This is a genomic window from Neobacillus sp. S1227 (genome assembly GCF_055385255.1).
In genome coordinates this window covers 1592607-1607690 of the sequence record NZ_AP038276.1, presented here as the reverse complement: position 1 = coordinate 1607690, position 15084 = coordinate 1592607, and the positions used below count along the sequence as shown (strand labels likewise).

Annotated in this window: 15 protein-coding genes; 5 read left to right on the top strand and 10 right to left on the bottom strand. The window is 39.8% G+C overall.

Going from position 1 to position 15084, the window contains the following annotated elements; all coding sequences use genetic code 11:
• Positions 1-50: 50 nt before the first annotated feature.
• Positions 51-1289, bottom strand: coding sequence for a beta-ketoacyl-ACP synthase II (gene fabF, locus ACZ5AE_RS08270; RefSeq protein WP_464571216.1), 1239 nt, complete (start codon positions 1287-1289; stop codon positions 51-53).
• Between the two features lie 73 nt (positions 1290-1362).
• On the bottom strand, positions 1363-2295 hold the full coding sequence (locus ACZ5AE_RS08265) for a beta-ketoacyl-ACP synthase III (RefSeq protein ID WP_464571214.1): 933 nt from the start codon (positions 2293-2295) through the stop codon (positions 1363-1365).
• Positions 2296-2466: 171 nt separating this feature from the next.
• On the opposite strand from ACZ5AE_RS08265, the gene ACZ5AE_RS08260 reads away from it, so the two are divergent.
• Positions 2467-2814 (top strand): hypothetical protein, encoded by a 348-nt coding sequence (locus ACZ5AE_RS08260; RefSeq protein ID WP_464571212.1) that lies wholly within the window; start codon positions 2467-2469, stop codon positions 2812-2814.
• A gap of 28 nt (positions 2815-2842) precedes the next feature.
• Here ACZ5AE_RS08260 and ACZ5AE_RS08255 read toward each other — a convergent pair whose 3' ends face one another.
• From ACZ5AE_RS08255 to ACZ5AE_RS08245, 3 genes are all read right to left on the bottom strand, one after another.
• Positions 2843-3790, bottom strand: coding sequence for a BMP family ABC transporter substrate-binding protein (locus ACZ5AE_RS08255; RefSeq protein WP_464571210.1), 948 nt, complete (start codon positions 3788-3790; stop codon positions 2843-2845).
• Between the two features lie 150 nt (positions 3791-3940).
• Positions 3941-4792 carry a hypothetical protein gene (locus tag ACZ5AE_RS08250; protein WP_464571208.1) on the bottom strand — a complete coding sequence of 284 codons (852 nt, stop codon included), beginning with the start codon at positions 4790-4792 and terminating at the stop codon, positions 3941-3943.
• Positions 4793-4869: 77 nt separating this feature from the next.
• Positions 4870-5592, bottom strand: a complete 723-nt coding sequence (locus tag ACZ5AE_RS08245; RefSeq protein WP_464571206.1) for a serine aminopeptidase domain-containing protein — start codon at positions 5590-5592, stop codon at positions 4870-4872.
• A 169-nt stretch (positions 5593-5761) separates the two neighbouring features.
• On the opposite strand from ACZ5AE_RS08245, the gene ACZ5AE_RS08240 reads away from it, so the two are divergent.
• A complete protein-coding gene (locus ACZ5AE_RS08240; protein WP_213141324.1) occupies positions 5762-5944 on the top strand; it encodes a YjzD family protein in 183 nt (60 codons plus the stop codon).
• A gap of 63 nt (positions 5945-6007) precedes the next feature.
• On the opposite strand, the gene clpB is transcribed toward ACZ5AE_RS08240, so the two are convergent.
• Positions 6008-8605: an ATP-dependent chaperone ClpB gene (gene clpB / locus ACZ5AE_RS08235; RefSeq protein ID WP_464571204.1), complete on the bottom strand. Its 2598-nt coding sequence runs from the start codon at positions 8603-8605 to the stop codon at positions 6008-6010.
• A gap of 125 nt (positions 8606-8730) precedes the next feature.
• Positions 8731-8910: a YjzC family protein gene (locus ACZ5AE_RS08230; RefSeq protein WP_213116628.1), complete on the bottom strand. Its 180-nt coding sequence runs from the start codon at positions 8908-8910 to the stop codon at positions 8731-8733.
• Between the two features lie 258 nt (positions 8911-9168).
• Between ACZ5AE_RS08230 and ACZ5AE_RS08225 the strand changes: the two genes are divergently transcribed.
• Positions 9169-9861: a Crp/Fnr family transcriptional regulator gene (locus ACZ5AE_RS08225; protein ID WP_464571202.1), complete on the top strand. Its 693-nt coding sequence runs from the start codon at positions 9169-9171 to the stop codon at positions 9859-9861.
• Between the two features lie 16 nt (positions 9862-9877).
• On the opposite strand, the gene mobB is transcribed toward ACZ5AE_RS08225, so the two are convergent.
• Both mobB and ACZ5AE_RS08215 read right to left on the bottom strand, forming a co-directional pair.
• Positions 9878-10432: a molybdopterin-guanine dinucleotide biosynthesis protein B gene (gene mobB, locus ACZ5AE_RS08220; RefSeq protein ID WP_464571200.1), complete on the bottom strand. Its 555-nt coding sequence runs from the start codon at positions 10430-10432 to the stop codon at positions 9878-9880.
• Positions 10420-11685 carry a molybdopterin molybdotransferase MoeA gene (locus tag ACZ5AE_RS08215; RefSeq protein ID WP_464571198.1) on the bottom strand — a complete coding sequence of 422 codons (1266 nt, stop codon included), beginning with the start codon at positions 11683-11685 and terminating at the stop codon, positions 10420-10422. Before ACZ5AE_RS08215 ends, mobB begins: the two co-directional genes overlap by 13 nt.
• 224 nt (positions 11686-11909) lie before the next feature.
• On the opposite strand from ACZ5AE_RS08215, the gene ric reads away from it, so the two are divergent.
• On the top strand, positions 11910-12608 hold the full coding sequence (ric, locus tag ACZ5AE_RS08210; protein ID WP_464571196.1) for an iron-sulfur cluster repair di-iron protein: 699 nt from the start codon (positions 11910-11912) through the stop codon (positions 12606-12608).
• 509 nt (positions 12609-13117) lie between these two features.
• Here ric and moaA read toward each other — a convergent pair.
• Positions 13118-14134: a GTP 3',8-cyclase MoaA gene (gene moaA / locus ACZ5AE_RS08205; RefSeq protein WP_464571194.1), complete on the bottom strand. Its 1017-nt coding sequence runs from the start codon at positions 14132-14134 to the stop codon at positions 13118-13120.
• Positions 14135-14363: 229 nt separating this feature from the next.
• On the opposite strand from moaA, the gene ACZ5AE_RS08200 reads away from it, so the two are divergent.
• Positions 14364-15062 (top strand): Crp/Fnr family transcriptional regulator, encoded by a 699-nt coding sequence (locus tag ACZ5AE_RS08200; RefSeq protein WP_464571192.1) that lies wholly within the window; start codon positions 14364-14366, stop codon positions 15060-15062.
• Positions 15063-15084: the final 22 nt, after the last annotated feature.

The following is a 15084-nucleotide window of genomic DNA, read 5'->3' as shown; positions in this document are numbered from 1 at the left end:
TGTAACATAAAAAGAATCGAGACCAAGATATTCTTGGTCCCCATTTCGTATTATTGAAATTTTTTAAAGACTATGGTTGCGTTATGACCGCCGAATCCTAATGAGTTGCTCATGGCAACGTTGATTTCTTTTGGTCTTGCTTCATTGACAACATAATCCAAGTCACATTCCGGATCTGGTGTCACATAATTCATTGTAGGCGGAAGAATGCTCTCCTGAATAGCCCTAACGGTAATAATCGCTTCTACCGCCCCTGCTGCGCCAAGTAAATGTCCCGTCATCGATTTTGTTGAACTCATGGCTACCTTATAGGCATAATCTCCAAAAACATCTTTAACAGCCATTGTTTCAAATTTGTCGTTATATTCAGTACTTGTTCCGTGAGCGTTGATATAGTCGATATCCTCAGGTCTCAACCCGGCATCTTCGATTGCCATTTTCATTGCCCGGGCACCGCCTTCTCCTCCTGGCGCCGGAGCAGTGATATGATAGGCATCTCCAGTTGCTCCGTAACCGACAATCTCTGCATATATTTTTGCTCCGCGGGAGAGCGCATGCTCTAACTCTTCCAGAATTACGATTCCTGCACCCTCGCCAATCACGAAGCCGTCACGGTTTTTATCAAATGGACGGCTGGCTGTTTTTGGATCTGGGTTTGTCGATAAAGCTGTATTCGCACAGAAGCCTGCTACCGCCATTCTCGTAATCGGAGCCTCTGCACCACCTGTTACCATGACATCCGCATCCCCGCGTTGAATGACTTTAAATGCATCCCCAATAGAATTTGTCCCTGTCGCACAAGCGGTAACGGTACAGGAATTAAAACCTCTTGCACCAAGTGTGATGGAAACCTGGCCCGTGGCCATGTCAGGAATCATCATCGGTACAAAGAACGGGCTGACCCGCTTGTATCCTCTTTTTTGGAACATCTCGAATTGATTTTCAAAAGTTTCCATGCCGCCGATACCGGAGCCAATCCAAACTCCGACACGGTGGGAGTTTTCTTCATTTATTGTTAAGTTCGCATCCTTTACAGCCATTAATGCACTGGCTACTGCATAATGCGTAAAACGATCCATTTTTCTTGCATCTTTTTTGTCAATAAAGGTTTCCGCATTAAAATCCTTGACTTCTGCCGCTACCTTCGCCGGATATTCATCAGCATTTAAGCGGGTAAGCGGCCCGACTCCTGATTTGCCTTCGATAATGCCTTTCCAAGTTGTTTCAGCATCATTCCCGAGTGGTGTTACCGCTCCAATGCCTGTCACAACTACCCTGCGTCTATTCATTCTTCCATCTCCTTTTTTTAGGATTTCCTTTTCCTATAGATCAACCTAAATCTATTATTAGCTAAACTGACAATTATTTGCCCCAGCGGATGGCAATGGCTCCCCAGGTTAAACCGCCGCCGAATCCAACCATCACGATTATATCATCGTCTTTTATTTTTCCTGCTTCCAACTCTTCAACTATTGAAATTGGAATAGAAGCCGCTGAAGTATTTCCGTATTTATGAACTGTTTTGGACATTTTCTCGACCGGCAGCTCCAATCTTTGTCTTGAGGCCTCCATAATCCTGATATTCGCTTGGTGTGGAATCAGAAAATCTACGTCTTCTTTGTTTAGCCCTGCTTTTTCAAGGACATTTATGCAGCTTTCTCCCATTTGTCTTACTGCAAATTTAAATACTTCACGGCCATTCATAATGATATATTCGTCTTGGTACAAGTGCTTACCTCCTGTACCATCTGCCCCCAGCTCAAAAGAAAGGATTCCTCTGTTTTCTGATACCGGTCCAATGATCGCAGCACCGGCCCCATCTCCGAAAAGAACTGCCGTATTACGGTCATTCCAGTCAGTAATTTTGGAAAGCTTTTCGACACCAACAACAAGTACATTTTTATAAACTTCGGACTCAATAAATTGTTTAGCTGTCACAATTCCATACATAAAACCTGCACATGCAGCACTGACATCCATTGCAGCAGCTTTAAATGCACCTAATCTTTCTTGAATTTTACAAGCTACTGATGGGAAAGGTGTATCCGGAGTAACCGTTGCTACTAAGATTAAATCCAGATCCTCCGCACGTATTCCTGCATCACTAATTGCTTTTTCGGCCGCAAAAAAGGCCATATCTGACGTATTTACATCATCTGCTGCGATTCTCCGCTCTTCAATACCTGTTCTTGTGCGAATCCATTCATCAGAGGTGTCCATCATTTTCTCTAAATCAAAGTTGGTTACCACTTTTTCCGGTAAATATCTTCCAATACCAACAATGCCTGCTCGCATAATTCCATCTCCTTTGGATTGATCCAAATACATTTAATATCAATTATTATGACTTGGTACTAATATTATCAAATTAGAGGTTTGTTTAGCAATAGTTTCTTCCCGGATATCTCCGCTAATGTACATTCCATTTATTGGCTTATTCATAAGGTAATACTAAACGAATTATTTATGAAGGGAGCTAACTTAGCAGTGGACGATCAGGAACTGAATGAACTGAGGGATTTTGGTAATGAAGAGGCGGAAGATTTTGAGGGTTTTGCTAACCATGATAGAGCTGAGGAAGAGTGGGAGGACGACCCATTTACTGAATTAATGTTTGGACATGGACGGGGGCGTAAGGGCAAGGGGACGGTCCAACATGACCATCTTTTCCGGCACCCGCAATATCAGCCGCCGAATATTGATTACAACCAGATTATGGGGCATGTTGATACTTTAATGGAATCTGCCCGGGGATTAAAGCCCTTATTTCAAAAAATTTATCCCTTTGTCGAACAGATTTGGAAAAAAAAATAAAGCTGCCTCTTAAAAAGGGCAGCTTTTATTATTTAGGCAGATTCCCGGAATTTTTATAGGTCTCGACATAATTATCCATTTTATGGATAAATCCCTTGTCTACTAAAGGGCTGTATTTGCCTAAGGAAATGACATCATCTTGAAAATCAAACGAAAGATTCCCTGACTTTAGTTTCTGGTTATTAAACTGTTCAGCCACCTTAACATACAATTTATCAACCTGTTGAATGGTGCTGGTTAAGACTGTTGACTCTCCAAAATCCGATTGTTCAGAAACGTAACCAATAACATATACCCCTCTGTCCTTTACCCTTTCTAAAACAGGTACGTTAAACCCATCTCCGGCAGGATAAACGACATCCACGCCCGTATCAAGCATGTGATCTACTAATTCGGTAGCTTTATTACCATCATCCCAATTTCCCACATACTCAATACTTACATGGGTATTTCTATCTTCTGCCATGGCTCCTTGGTAAAATCCTTCGATTTCCGGCTGCCATTCATAGGCGGCCAAGACACCAACTTTATGCTGTTTTGACATATGAGCTGCAACCATTCCTCCAAAAAAGCCCATCGCATGCCCCTTGAAGTTTAGGCTGGTAGAGTTGGCTGTTTTAGCATCACCATTAAAACTAACAAAGTGAATATTAGGGTAATCCTTTGAGATTTCATTAAAAAATTCAGCGTACTCCGCCCCATGACCGAAAATAAGGTTTACCCCTTTTTGATCAAACTCTTTTACAGCCTTTTCCACTTTATCCTCTGAATTCATGCCCTCTTTATAAAATACATCGATATTAAATTTGGATTGAATTTTTAACAGTCCATTAAAGCCTTTCGTGGCCCATACTTGATCATTAACGGTATCGGGCACTAATAAGCCAGCCTTTTGCAGGTGACCTTGTGCTTTTGTTTCCCCGCAGGCACTTAGTAAAAAAAGGCATAAAAAAATGATGCCGAAGCGGCTAAGCATTAAATGCAACTCCTTCGTACGGCGGCGGCCTAGCTCTAAAACCTAAACTAACCTGCCCTTTTAGTAAATCTTGTTAATTATTATTCTACCTGTTCAATAAATAATTGAAAAGTAAATTTCTTAGCTTCACCCGTACGAAAGAGCCTATTGTCAATCATTTTCAAAATAATTGAGATACAGCATCCAAGTATGCTGCTTTTGTCTGTTCAGTGATTCAGCTGGATCAGTTATTTTTTTAACAGGTACCTTTACAGCAGAATGGTTTGAGAAATGCGGCACTCTCCGACTTTTGGGCTGTTCCCAAGGTTCCGTAATATTTAAGGAAGTGACACATTTCTCCCAATAATTCTCCTGACCGCTTTCTACAATAAATGACCCTGAACCCTCTTTTTCAATTAGTTCAAGTATAGATTCAGCAGCATCTTCGACATATACTGCATCTTCAGTCCATTCTCTATCATTAATCGAAATGGCTATATCTGTAATAGCTGCGATAATGGCTTGTTGAATAAAAAAAACGTTCGGCTGCCATGGTCCGTAAGCAGAGGGCAGGTAAATCATTTTGAGGTCTCTCACCAGATTTTTTATTTGCTTTTGGAAATCTAAAACAGCAGTTTCTGCGTTGGTTTCCAACATTTGAATAGGCAAAATAAAAAGTACCTCTATATTCCTATTATATTTTTTAAGATAATCCAATATTGTTTCTTTAACCTGCACATTTAATAAGAGATGTTCTTGCCGGAGCATGTAAAGATCATAAATAGAAAAAATAAACAGTTGGTTTTCATCTGATTGATTCTGTATTTTTTTTCTCCATTGTGAAAAGGAGTACTCCTCGAAATTAGCATTTCTCCCCACTTCAAGCCTTTTTTCATCAAAATAAGGGATTTTGCCTGTATCCTCTAAATGGATGCCGGTAACCTCTATGCCTTTATTTAATAACGTTTTACAAACGTGAAAATTGACAAATTCGAAAACGCCCCAAATGACAGCCTTGTCCATTTCATCACCCTCCTCAAACTACCCTTACTGAATCCTATGCTCTTCAATAAGGAATTATTTCACTTGAGGAGGGGTGGTCACAAGACCGATTCGTGGCTGCTGAGAAATTTGACACACATTTTACCTAGCTGTTGCTTTTTTTCAAGAAGAATAAATGTTGGATTTATTTTTGAGGGACCGAGGATCTGTTGATATTGTTTCGACTGGTTATAAGATCTTCCGCCTGCCAAGATATGGATGATATGAATCGGGCAGTCGTAATTAAGATTTACTGTATCGTCCATTTTAGAAATTGCATTTTCAAGGTCTTGTTGATTGGTTTGATAAGCTGCAACTAATTCCTTGATTAATTTTTTATAAAAAAATTTATGTTCCTTTTCTTGCTGGAGATGATGTTTTAAAGAAAGCACAGGATTTAAGAGGATAACCGATCTAATGTTGTCTTTCATTTTTTCCATTAATTTTAGAGCAACTAGCGCTCCCATACCCTCTGCTAAAATATGAATTTTTTGATTAAGAATTTCACTTCGAATGACATGCTGATACAAGCTTTGCGCTAGCTCAACCGCATTATCACTGCCCCAGTTCCGCCCATAAAGATTTGAGGAAAAAATGGTGTACCCTTTTTCTTTTAAATCGTTAATTATGATTTGCTTTCCTTCATTTTGAGTCCAAAAGCTTTTACTCTCGTCCACAAAATGCCGTTCATCTCCGATTACTAAGACCCCAAACCCGGTAGGCTTTTCAGGATAATAAATAATGTTCCATTGGGAATCCATTTGAAAACTCCGACATTCCATAGATAAAACTCCTTTTTCCATATTTCCTCATGATAATGTATGTCACTTCACAAAAGATGAATGGGGCATTGCCTATTTTTTATTCCTCCTTAACTAAAAGAAACCCTTTCATTAATTTCATATCATGTGGTAATATAAGATAGGATGTAAAATAGGCAGGTGAGAAAATATGCGTTTCTTTTGGACTTTTTTCTGGGCTTTTCTTTTAACGGAAATGCTTACATATGTAGTCAGCTCGATGTCCGGTGCGGCATTTGATTTCAAGCTTGGTGCCATTTTATCGGTAGGAATCACCATTTTAATTTTCGTTATTTCGACAGTTATTCCAAATGAGCCTGTTGAAAAACACTAGACTTTTTAAAAAAGGTCCTTCCCCAATTGGAGGACCTTTTTTCATTGGTTAATTGGATTCCTTTTATGAAATGATTTTTAAAGCCACTGCCCCGTCTTCAACTGTAATCTCTACGTTTGTCCCATCATGAATTTTTCCTGCTATAATATCACGGGCAAGCTTTGTTTCAAGATTTCGCTGAATATAACGTTTCAGCGGTCTAGCCCCGTATACAGGATCAAATCCATGTGCGGCGATGAATTCCTTCGCTTGTTCATCAATCGTGATATCGATTTGTTTCTCTTTTAACCTTGCCTTAAGTTCTTTTAATAGTTTGACGACAATATTCTTAATATCGTCCATAGACAATGGCTTAAAGAGAATTGTTTCGTCTATACGATTTAAAAATTCAGGCCTGAAGTGGGCTCTCAGTAGATTCAACACTTTTTCTCTCGTTCCTTCTGAGATTTCTTGTTCATTTTCATTTCGTTCGAGTAAAATGTTTGATCCAATATTGGATGTCATAATTATGACAGTATTTTTAAAGTCAACAACCCGGCCTTGGGAATCTGTAATTCGTCCATCATCAAGTGCCTGCAGAAGAATATTGAATACTTCAGGATGCGCCTTTTCAATTTCATCCATCAATATAACCGAATACGGTTTTCGACGAACTGCTTCTGTTAATTGGCCTCCTTCCTCGTACCCTACATAGCCGGGAGGTGCACCAATTAAGCGCGAAACAGCATGCTTCTCCATATACTCCGACATATCAATTCGGATTATATGTTCTTCACTATCGAATAAGCTTTCCGCTAGTGCCTTCGCTAGTTCTGTTTTGCCGACTCCAGTCGGTCCTAAAAACAAAAATGAACCAATTGGTCTGTTCGGATCTTTAATCCCTGCGCGTGCCCTTAAAACAGCGTCAGCGGTTAAATTTACTGCTTCATCCTGCCCTATGACCCGTTCATGCAGGATTGATTCCAGTCTTAATAGCTTTTCCCGCTCACCTTCGACAAGCTTAGAAAGCGGAATCCCTGTCCATCTTGAAACAATATTGGAAATCTCTTCGGATGTTACCTCTTCACGTAGAAGCCGGTCGTCACTTTCAGCCTTTTCCTCAAGTGCCAATAGCTCTTTCTCCGCTGCGGGTATAAGACCGTGACGAAGTTCTGCGGCCTTGTTTAAATCATATTTATCTTCTGCCTGCTCCAGTTCTCGGCGAAGTTTTTCAATTTGCTCCCGTTTTTCCTGTAACATAGTAATGGTTTGTTTTTCCTCAAGCCACTTTGCCTTCATAGCATTTGTCTGTTCCTTCAAATCTGCCAGCTCTTTTTGCAAGGACTGAAGTCTTTGCTTACTTATCTCATCCTGCTCTTTTGTTAGCGCCGCTTCTTCTATTTCCAATTGCATCACCCTGCGCGTCACTTCATCGAGTTCAGTTGGCATGGAGTCAATTTCGGTCCGAATCATCGCACAAGCTTCATCAACTAGGTCGATTGCTTTGTCAGGCAAAAAGCGGTCCGTAATATAGCGGTCAGATAAGGTAGTTGCAGCAACTAAGGCCTGGTCGTGAATTTTCACCCCATGATGGACTTCAAATCGTTCCTTTAATCCCCTCAAGATGGAAATTGTATCCTCTACGTCCGGTTCTTGAACAAGGACCTGCTGAAATCTCCTTTCAAGTGCAGGGTCTTTTTCAATATATTTACGGTGCTCATCAAGCGTGGTTGCCCCGATACAATGCAGCTCTCCCCGGGCCAGCATTGGTTTTAACATATTTCCAGCATCCATCGCTCCATCAGTTCTTCCTGCACCTACAATCGTGTGGATTTCATCGATAAATAACAATATTTGCCCTTCACTTTTTTTAATTTCATTCAATACTGCCTTTAATCTTTCTTCGAATTCACCTCTAAATTTCGCACCGGCAATCAGCGCACTCATATCCAAGGCAAAAATAGTCTTATCCTTCAAGCCCTCTGGTACATCTTTTCTGACAATCCGCTGGGCCAATCCTTCAACAATGGCGGTTTTCCCCACACCAGGCTCACCGATTAGAACGGGATTATTTTTGGTTTTCCTAGAAAGAATGCGGATAACATTTCTTATTTCTGTATCTCTGCCAATGACAGGGTCCATTTTCCCAGCTCTTACTTCTGCTACAAGATCCCGCCCGTATTTTTTTAAAGCATCATAGCCCGCTTCAGGATGTTGTGTTGTCACCCTTTGATTCCCCCTTATTTCTTTTATAACCTTTAAAAGATCCTCCGAGGTACGGCCAAATGAATGAATTACTTTTTTAAATTCCGTATCATTCGCATTTGCTGCGGCAAGCAGAATATGCTCGATGGAAAGATATTCATCAGCGAATTTTGCCGCGTATTCTTCAGCACTTATCATTAATTTTTGCAATTTGGCTGTGATATAAAGCTTTCCCTGTTCAATTCCACTGCCGGTGACCTGTGGTTTTTTTTCGAGGGCATCCGATAAACTTTTTTCAACTGTTTTAGAGGAAATTCCCGCTCTTTCCAACACGGATGCAACAAGGCTGTCTTCTTGGTTTAATAGTGCCAATAACAAATGGGGTTCATCTATCTCTTGGTGGTTATATTTAATGGCGATACTTTGAGCATCCATTAAACCATTTTGCAATCGTTCTGTCATTCGGTTTAAATCCATTAGTTTTCACACCCTTTGACCTTTTTTGACCTATTACTTATATTATAATTCATCCTTCATTTAAAAGTAAAATTTGAAAGAGCCATCCGGTTCGGGACAGCTCTTTCTCAGCAAGTTTATATTAATCATGGCTTTCTTTGGTAAGTCCATACACGATCATCATTTGAATTTTCCGGAAATCTGTCGCCGGCTTTTAACTTTATTTTTTTCGGATTTACAACATTATCACCTGTATCCCCTACTTCAATATAAACACCATTATTCGGTGCTTTTTTTCCCGGCCCGAATTGACGGCTTTGTCCCATGCTTTTCCCTCCTTATCTATTTCGATTTTATTATTCCCTTTAAGCATTGGTTCATTAAAGGAAGTTCCTTCAATTTCACATTGTTCGACAATATTTCCTAAAGAATATTGCTTTTGCCTGAATTTTGACGATTATATGAACTTATGCACCCATTTATTGCGATTGTTTCATTATTAACAATATAATTACAGTAATATCTTTTTAAATTTTTACTGAGCGATTCATCGCTTTTTAGTTCCCATTAAAGGGGGTATCGGCATGCAGTCCATTAAAGAAATGCCTGTCACATTGTCGCGTCTATTCGAAACAGTACAACATACAAAGAAAATGGAGAAAGGCTCCTTTCTGTTTCAAGAAGGAATGCCGGCAAATGAGTTATATATAGTTAAAAGTGGGATTATTCATGTTAGTAAAATTATTCCTGATGGTAGGGAGCTTACCTTAAGGATGTGTTCGAGCGGAGATTTTGTGGGAGAATTACATTTATTCTCTCCCCAGCCAAAATATCTTCTAAGCGGTCGAATTATTGAAAGCGGTGAAGCAGCTGTTATAAAGAGAGAGTTTCTGGAGGAAAAATTATCGCAAAATCTTCCTCTTTCATTTGAATTCATTCAATGGATGAGCCTTCAATACCGAAAAACTCAGACAAAATTTCGGGACTTGGTTTTACACGGAAAAAAAGGCGCCTTATATTCAACCTTAATTCGAATTAGCAACAGTTTTGGTGTCAAGTCAAACAAGGGAATCCTAATTGAATTGCCTTTAACCAATCAGGAATTGGCAAATTTTTGCGGAACCTCCAGGGAGGTTGTCAATCGATTATTGGCTGACTTGAGGAAGACAGGGGTAATTTCCATAAATAAAGGCACGATTAACATTCATGACATTGATCATTTAAAAAATGAAATTGATTGCGAAGATTGTCCTCAGGATATTTGCAGGGTAGATTGATGATCCGGCGGCTGACTCAGTTTTTCGAGTCAGCCGTCTCTCTTTCATGCATCTCTTTTAACAACTTAACAATCTGATGCTCAGCTTTTGCATCGCCAATATGAAAGCATGGAACTTTCAAAACCTCACTTACTGTCCCCATCAGCCCATCCTTCCAATAAACAACCGCTGCAATATTTTTCAGTTTTGTTATCAGGGAAAGGTCACTCTTATCCCGCAGCAGGACCATCTTTGGAAAAGATTCTTGTTTATGACCTTCAACCAAGATAATATCCGGATTGAATAAACTAAGCAGCTTTATTTGTTTATCCAATTTGAACTCTAACTGTTCGGTTTGCAGCAGCAACCTTCCTTCTCCCTCCACGATGGAAGCAACCGCACCTGCTGCAAGATGCCTGATTGAGTCCTTTTTAGGCAAAACATCCGGTTTACCTCCATGACCATGATGTTTAATAACTGCCGTCATTAATCCCTCTGCATTCAAGCCATGAAGCAGCTTTTCAATAAATGTTGTTTTCCCGCAATTCTGGTAACCGGTAACTTGAAAAATTACCGGCCTTACCAAGGCCATTCACTGCCGGTTTGATCTTCAAGCATAAGAACATCTACCTCAGTTCCGGCTACGAACCCACGTGTGCCGCCCGGGAGGATGGTTAATGAATTGGCACCGGCAAGACTCATGATAATGTTGGATTTATCTTGACCGCTGGGCGTCACCTTTAACCGGCCGTTCTCGATAGAAACAGAACTGCGCACAAATCTTGTAAATGGATTGGCTTTAAGAAAATCCATCTCAAGGATTGCCTTCTCCTTCCTTAAATGAGGTTTTTCAGAAAAAAGCATTCTGCGCAAAATCGGCCTTGCAAACAATTCAAATCCGACATAGCAAGCAGACGGATTACCGGATAAACCAAAGAGAAGCTTTCCGTTATGGCTGGCCACTGTTGTTACACTTCCAGGGCGCATTGCCACTTTATTAAATAAAACCTCTGCACCAAGCTTTTCGTAAATCTCTGGCAGGTAATCAAAATCACCAACTGAAACCCCGCCAGTGGTAATCAACAAATCAACCTTGTTTACTGCATTTTTTACAGCCTCGAAGCAGGTATCAAATTCATCTGGAAGCTTTCCAAAATAGTGAACGATACCACCAACCCTCTCAATCTGGGCGGCAATCATATGAGAATTGCTATTGCGGATTTTACCAGGAACTAAAGGATCACCAACATCCAATAATTCCGTACCAGTTGCAAACAGGCCAACAATTGGTTTTTTGGCTGCGGGAACATTCTTATAGCCAAAAGTGGCAAGCATCGCTTGAATGCCAGGGTTAATTAGTGTCCCCCTTTTAACTAATACCTCTCCCTCTTTCGCATCCTCCCCACGAAAGGAAACGTTATCTCCCTTTTTAAAACTGCGCTTAATGGACATAAACGGCTTCCCATCTTTTTCGTAGGTTTTCGATACTTCGAACATCACAACAGCATCAGTTCCTTCAGGCATAATTGCACCAGTCATAATTCTGACTGCCTGATTTTCTGTTACAGTCATGTTGGAAACCATCCCCGCCCCAATATGGTCAATTACCTCAAATTCCACCGGATTATCTTGGGATGCATTTTGTGTATCTACTGCTCTGACAGCAAAACCATCATAGGGTGCCCTGTCAAAGTGAGGGACATCGCAGGTGGCAACTAAATCCTTAGATAAAAATCGGCCAAAGCTTTCTTCAATTTTGATATATTCCGTTTCACCGGACAATTGGTATTGCATTATTTTTTGAACTGCATCTCCGATTGGAATGGGTTGTCGTCTTTCAAACAAATTCATCGGCTCCTATCATTTTAGAACGTTATGTATTTTAACTGTATCCATTATAAGCCTACAAAAAACTTATAGACATATCAAAAGTCACAAAATCGAAACTTTTCTGCTCAGGGAAAAATCAAAATCACGCAGATAGTGTGATTTTAGTCACCATTTTTTATTTCATTTTCAATTATGCTTATTTTAAATAGAAAAACCCTTTTTACCAAGGAGGAATATTCATGATAATTTTTCCATTTTCAGCAAATTCATTAGTTAAAGATATTGTTAACGAACTACCAAAAACAAGTGACGTATTTAAACGTTATCGAATTGATTTCTGCTGCGGCGGTAATATCCCGCTTTCCGAAGCTGCAGCCCAAGGCAATCTTGATATCGAATCTATTTTAGAGGATTTAAAAGGGGTTTATGAAAAAAATGAATCAAAAGAAACCGATTTAGAAGTTTGGACTAATACTGATTCTCACACCATCATTGACCATGTGATCGATAACTACCACCGGGCAACGGAAGAAGAATTTAAAATGCTTAGTCCTTATGTTACAAAGGTGTCGCGCGTCCATGGAGACAACCATCCGGAATTGCTAAAGGTCTATGAGCTCTACCAGGAATTGAAAAAGGAAATGTTAGAGCATATGGCAAAAGAAGAAGAAAATGTATTCCCAATCATTAAAAAACTGGCAGATGGAACAGTGGAAAATCGCCAAGAAGCGATCAACATGATAATCGACCTTGAAAAAGAACATGACCATGCCGGCGCCATATTGAAAGAGCTTCGGAAGATTACCGGGGACTTTACGCCGCCGCTTGATGCCTGCGGTACATACCGGCTAGTCTATAACCGTTTAGAAGATCTCGAAGGACTAACCTTTATGCATGTTCATTTGGAAAATAACATTCTATTCCCTAGATATATATAAGAAAAGAAAACAGCCTTCACTGGAGGCTGTTAGGCTGTCGGAAGAAATTTCGATAGCCTTTTATTTTTCTAAAGCTTTCAACAGGTGTATCCAAATAGAAACTTACAAGATGAAGGATAAAATCGAAGGAATCTAAAAGGAAATGCTCCCTCATAAACCAATGAAGGACAAATTGATTGAATCCATAAGTGAAATATCCTTCATAAAAGCAGATGAAATTAAAATTTTCAAAATATCGAAAAATTAACACGCTTAGCAAGCGTTAGAATAAATGTGTTGCAATACATGAGGTTGATTTGCCTCCCTGTTGATTGGAGCGGAGGGCACTCGACTCCTGGGGATATAGAGGTCACTGGAGACCCCGCAGGCGCCTTCAGCGCCGAGGAGGCTCCAGGACCTCCCCGCGGAAAGCGAGTGCCCGGAGCGGAAATCAACAGGCCCGTTAGCAGGGATAATCATAAGAAAACAGCCTGCAATGCAGGCTGTTTTCTTTTTTGTTTGGGGTTTGTTTAACCGCCGATATAAGACATTTCGATTTTTTTTCGATTTATATTTGTTTCGGCCGTTCTTTCATCTGAATATCTATCATTTCGGCCATTCCAAATCTCCGCAATTCTTCCGGCTAGTTGTTCATCTGATGCACCGTTTCTCATGAAATTACGAAGATCATGGCCATTACCATTAAATAAACAAGTAAAAATCTGGCCATTTGCAGAAAGACGAGCCCGAGTACAGCTGGAACAGAACGATTCAGAAACAGAGGTAATAAATCCAACATTGACATTGGTACCTTTATAGCGGTAATGCTTTGCTACCTCACCATAGTAAGCAGGGTCAATCGGTTCCAAATCAAATTGCGCCTTTAGCATTTCATAAATTTCCTTTTTTGTCACAACATCATCCATTTTCCAGCCATTGGTGGAGCCGACATCCATATATTCAATATACCTGAGCTCCAGTCCTTTTTCTTTACAGAATTCAGCCATTGGAATAATGTCTTGGTCGTTTAAGCCCTTTTTGACGACCATATTTAATTTTACACCTAATCCTGCATCTTTAGCGGCTTGAATTCCTTCAAGAACAGGACCGGTCCCAATTCCCCTGCCATTGATTTTGCCAAATAATTCATCATCAAGACTATCCAGGCTGATATTCACACGCTTCAAGCCTGCTTCCTTCAATTTCGCAGCCAATTTAGGAAGAAGGACGCCATTTGTTGTTAAGCCAATATCACTTAGGCCTTCAATTACGGCCAGCTTTTCAATGAGAATCGGTAAATCCCTTCTTAACAGGGGCTCACCACCTGTCAAACGGATTTTTTTCACGCCAAACTGCACGAAGATTTTTCCTAATCGTTCAATTTCCTCATAAGTCAGGAGAGCGCTCCTTGGCAGGAATTCAAAATCCGGCCCAAATTGATCGGCTGGCATACAGTATTGACAACGAAAATTACATCTATCGATAACGGAAATTCTTAAATCCCTTAATGGTCTATTAAATTTATCTGTAATGATAGGTTGTTCCATTTAATCCACTCCAATAAATAAGAAGCTCATTTTAATACCATTGTAACAGATGGTTTAAAAAAATACTGTTACTTTCTTCATTATCCATATTTCCCTCAAAAAAATTGTCCAGTTTTCACTATATTGTCATTGTTTACTACTTCTACCTTGCTAATCTTGATATAAAATGTTACTAACGAATCCATTTATTTAAGTTTATTTATATAGAAATGTACAGGGGTGGCGAAAAATGATTACGACAATAAAACCAACTCATTCAATTGAAATAAAAGAACTGCTTAATTTTGCTGATCGGAAGTTTAAAAGCGAACGGGGAAGATTTCTATTTCAGGAAGGGATGCTCGCTGATGAATTATATGTCATCATCTCAGGTAAAATTCAAATTAGCAAAATTACAGCAGATGGGCGGGAACTGTCACTAAGAATTTGCGGAGAAAACGATATTTGCGGAGAATTAACCCTTTTCACTGATAGTCCAAAATATTTATTAAGTGCCAAGGTTCTTGAAGAAGGTGAAATTGCGGCAATTAAAAAAGAAGTACTTGAAAGTGAAATTTTCCAAAACAGTAAGCTTGCCTTTGAATTTATGAAATGGATGAGCGACCACTTCCGTAAAACCCAAACAAAATTCCGTGATCTTGTCTTAAATGGAAAGCGCGGCGCTCTATTTTCAACCTTAATCCGGATGACCAACAGCTATGGGGTGCCAAAAGGCGATGCTATTTTAATCGATCTTCCATTAACCAACCAAGAGCTGGCGAACTTTTGCGGCACTTCAAGAGAAAGTACAAACCGTATTTTAAGTGAATTAAAGCATGATAACATCATTTCCATTAAACGCGGTAAAATTACCGTCTTGGATTTGCAATATTTAAAAGATGAAATTGGCTGTGAAAATTGTTCCACTGTTTATTGCAACATTGAATAGTTTTAGAAAGGAGGCAATCGAA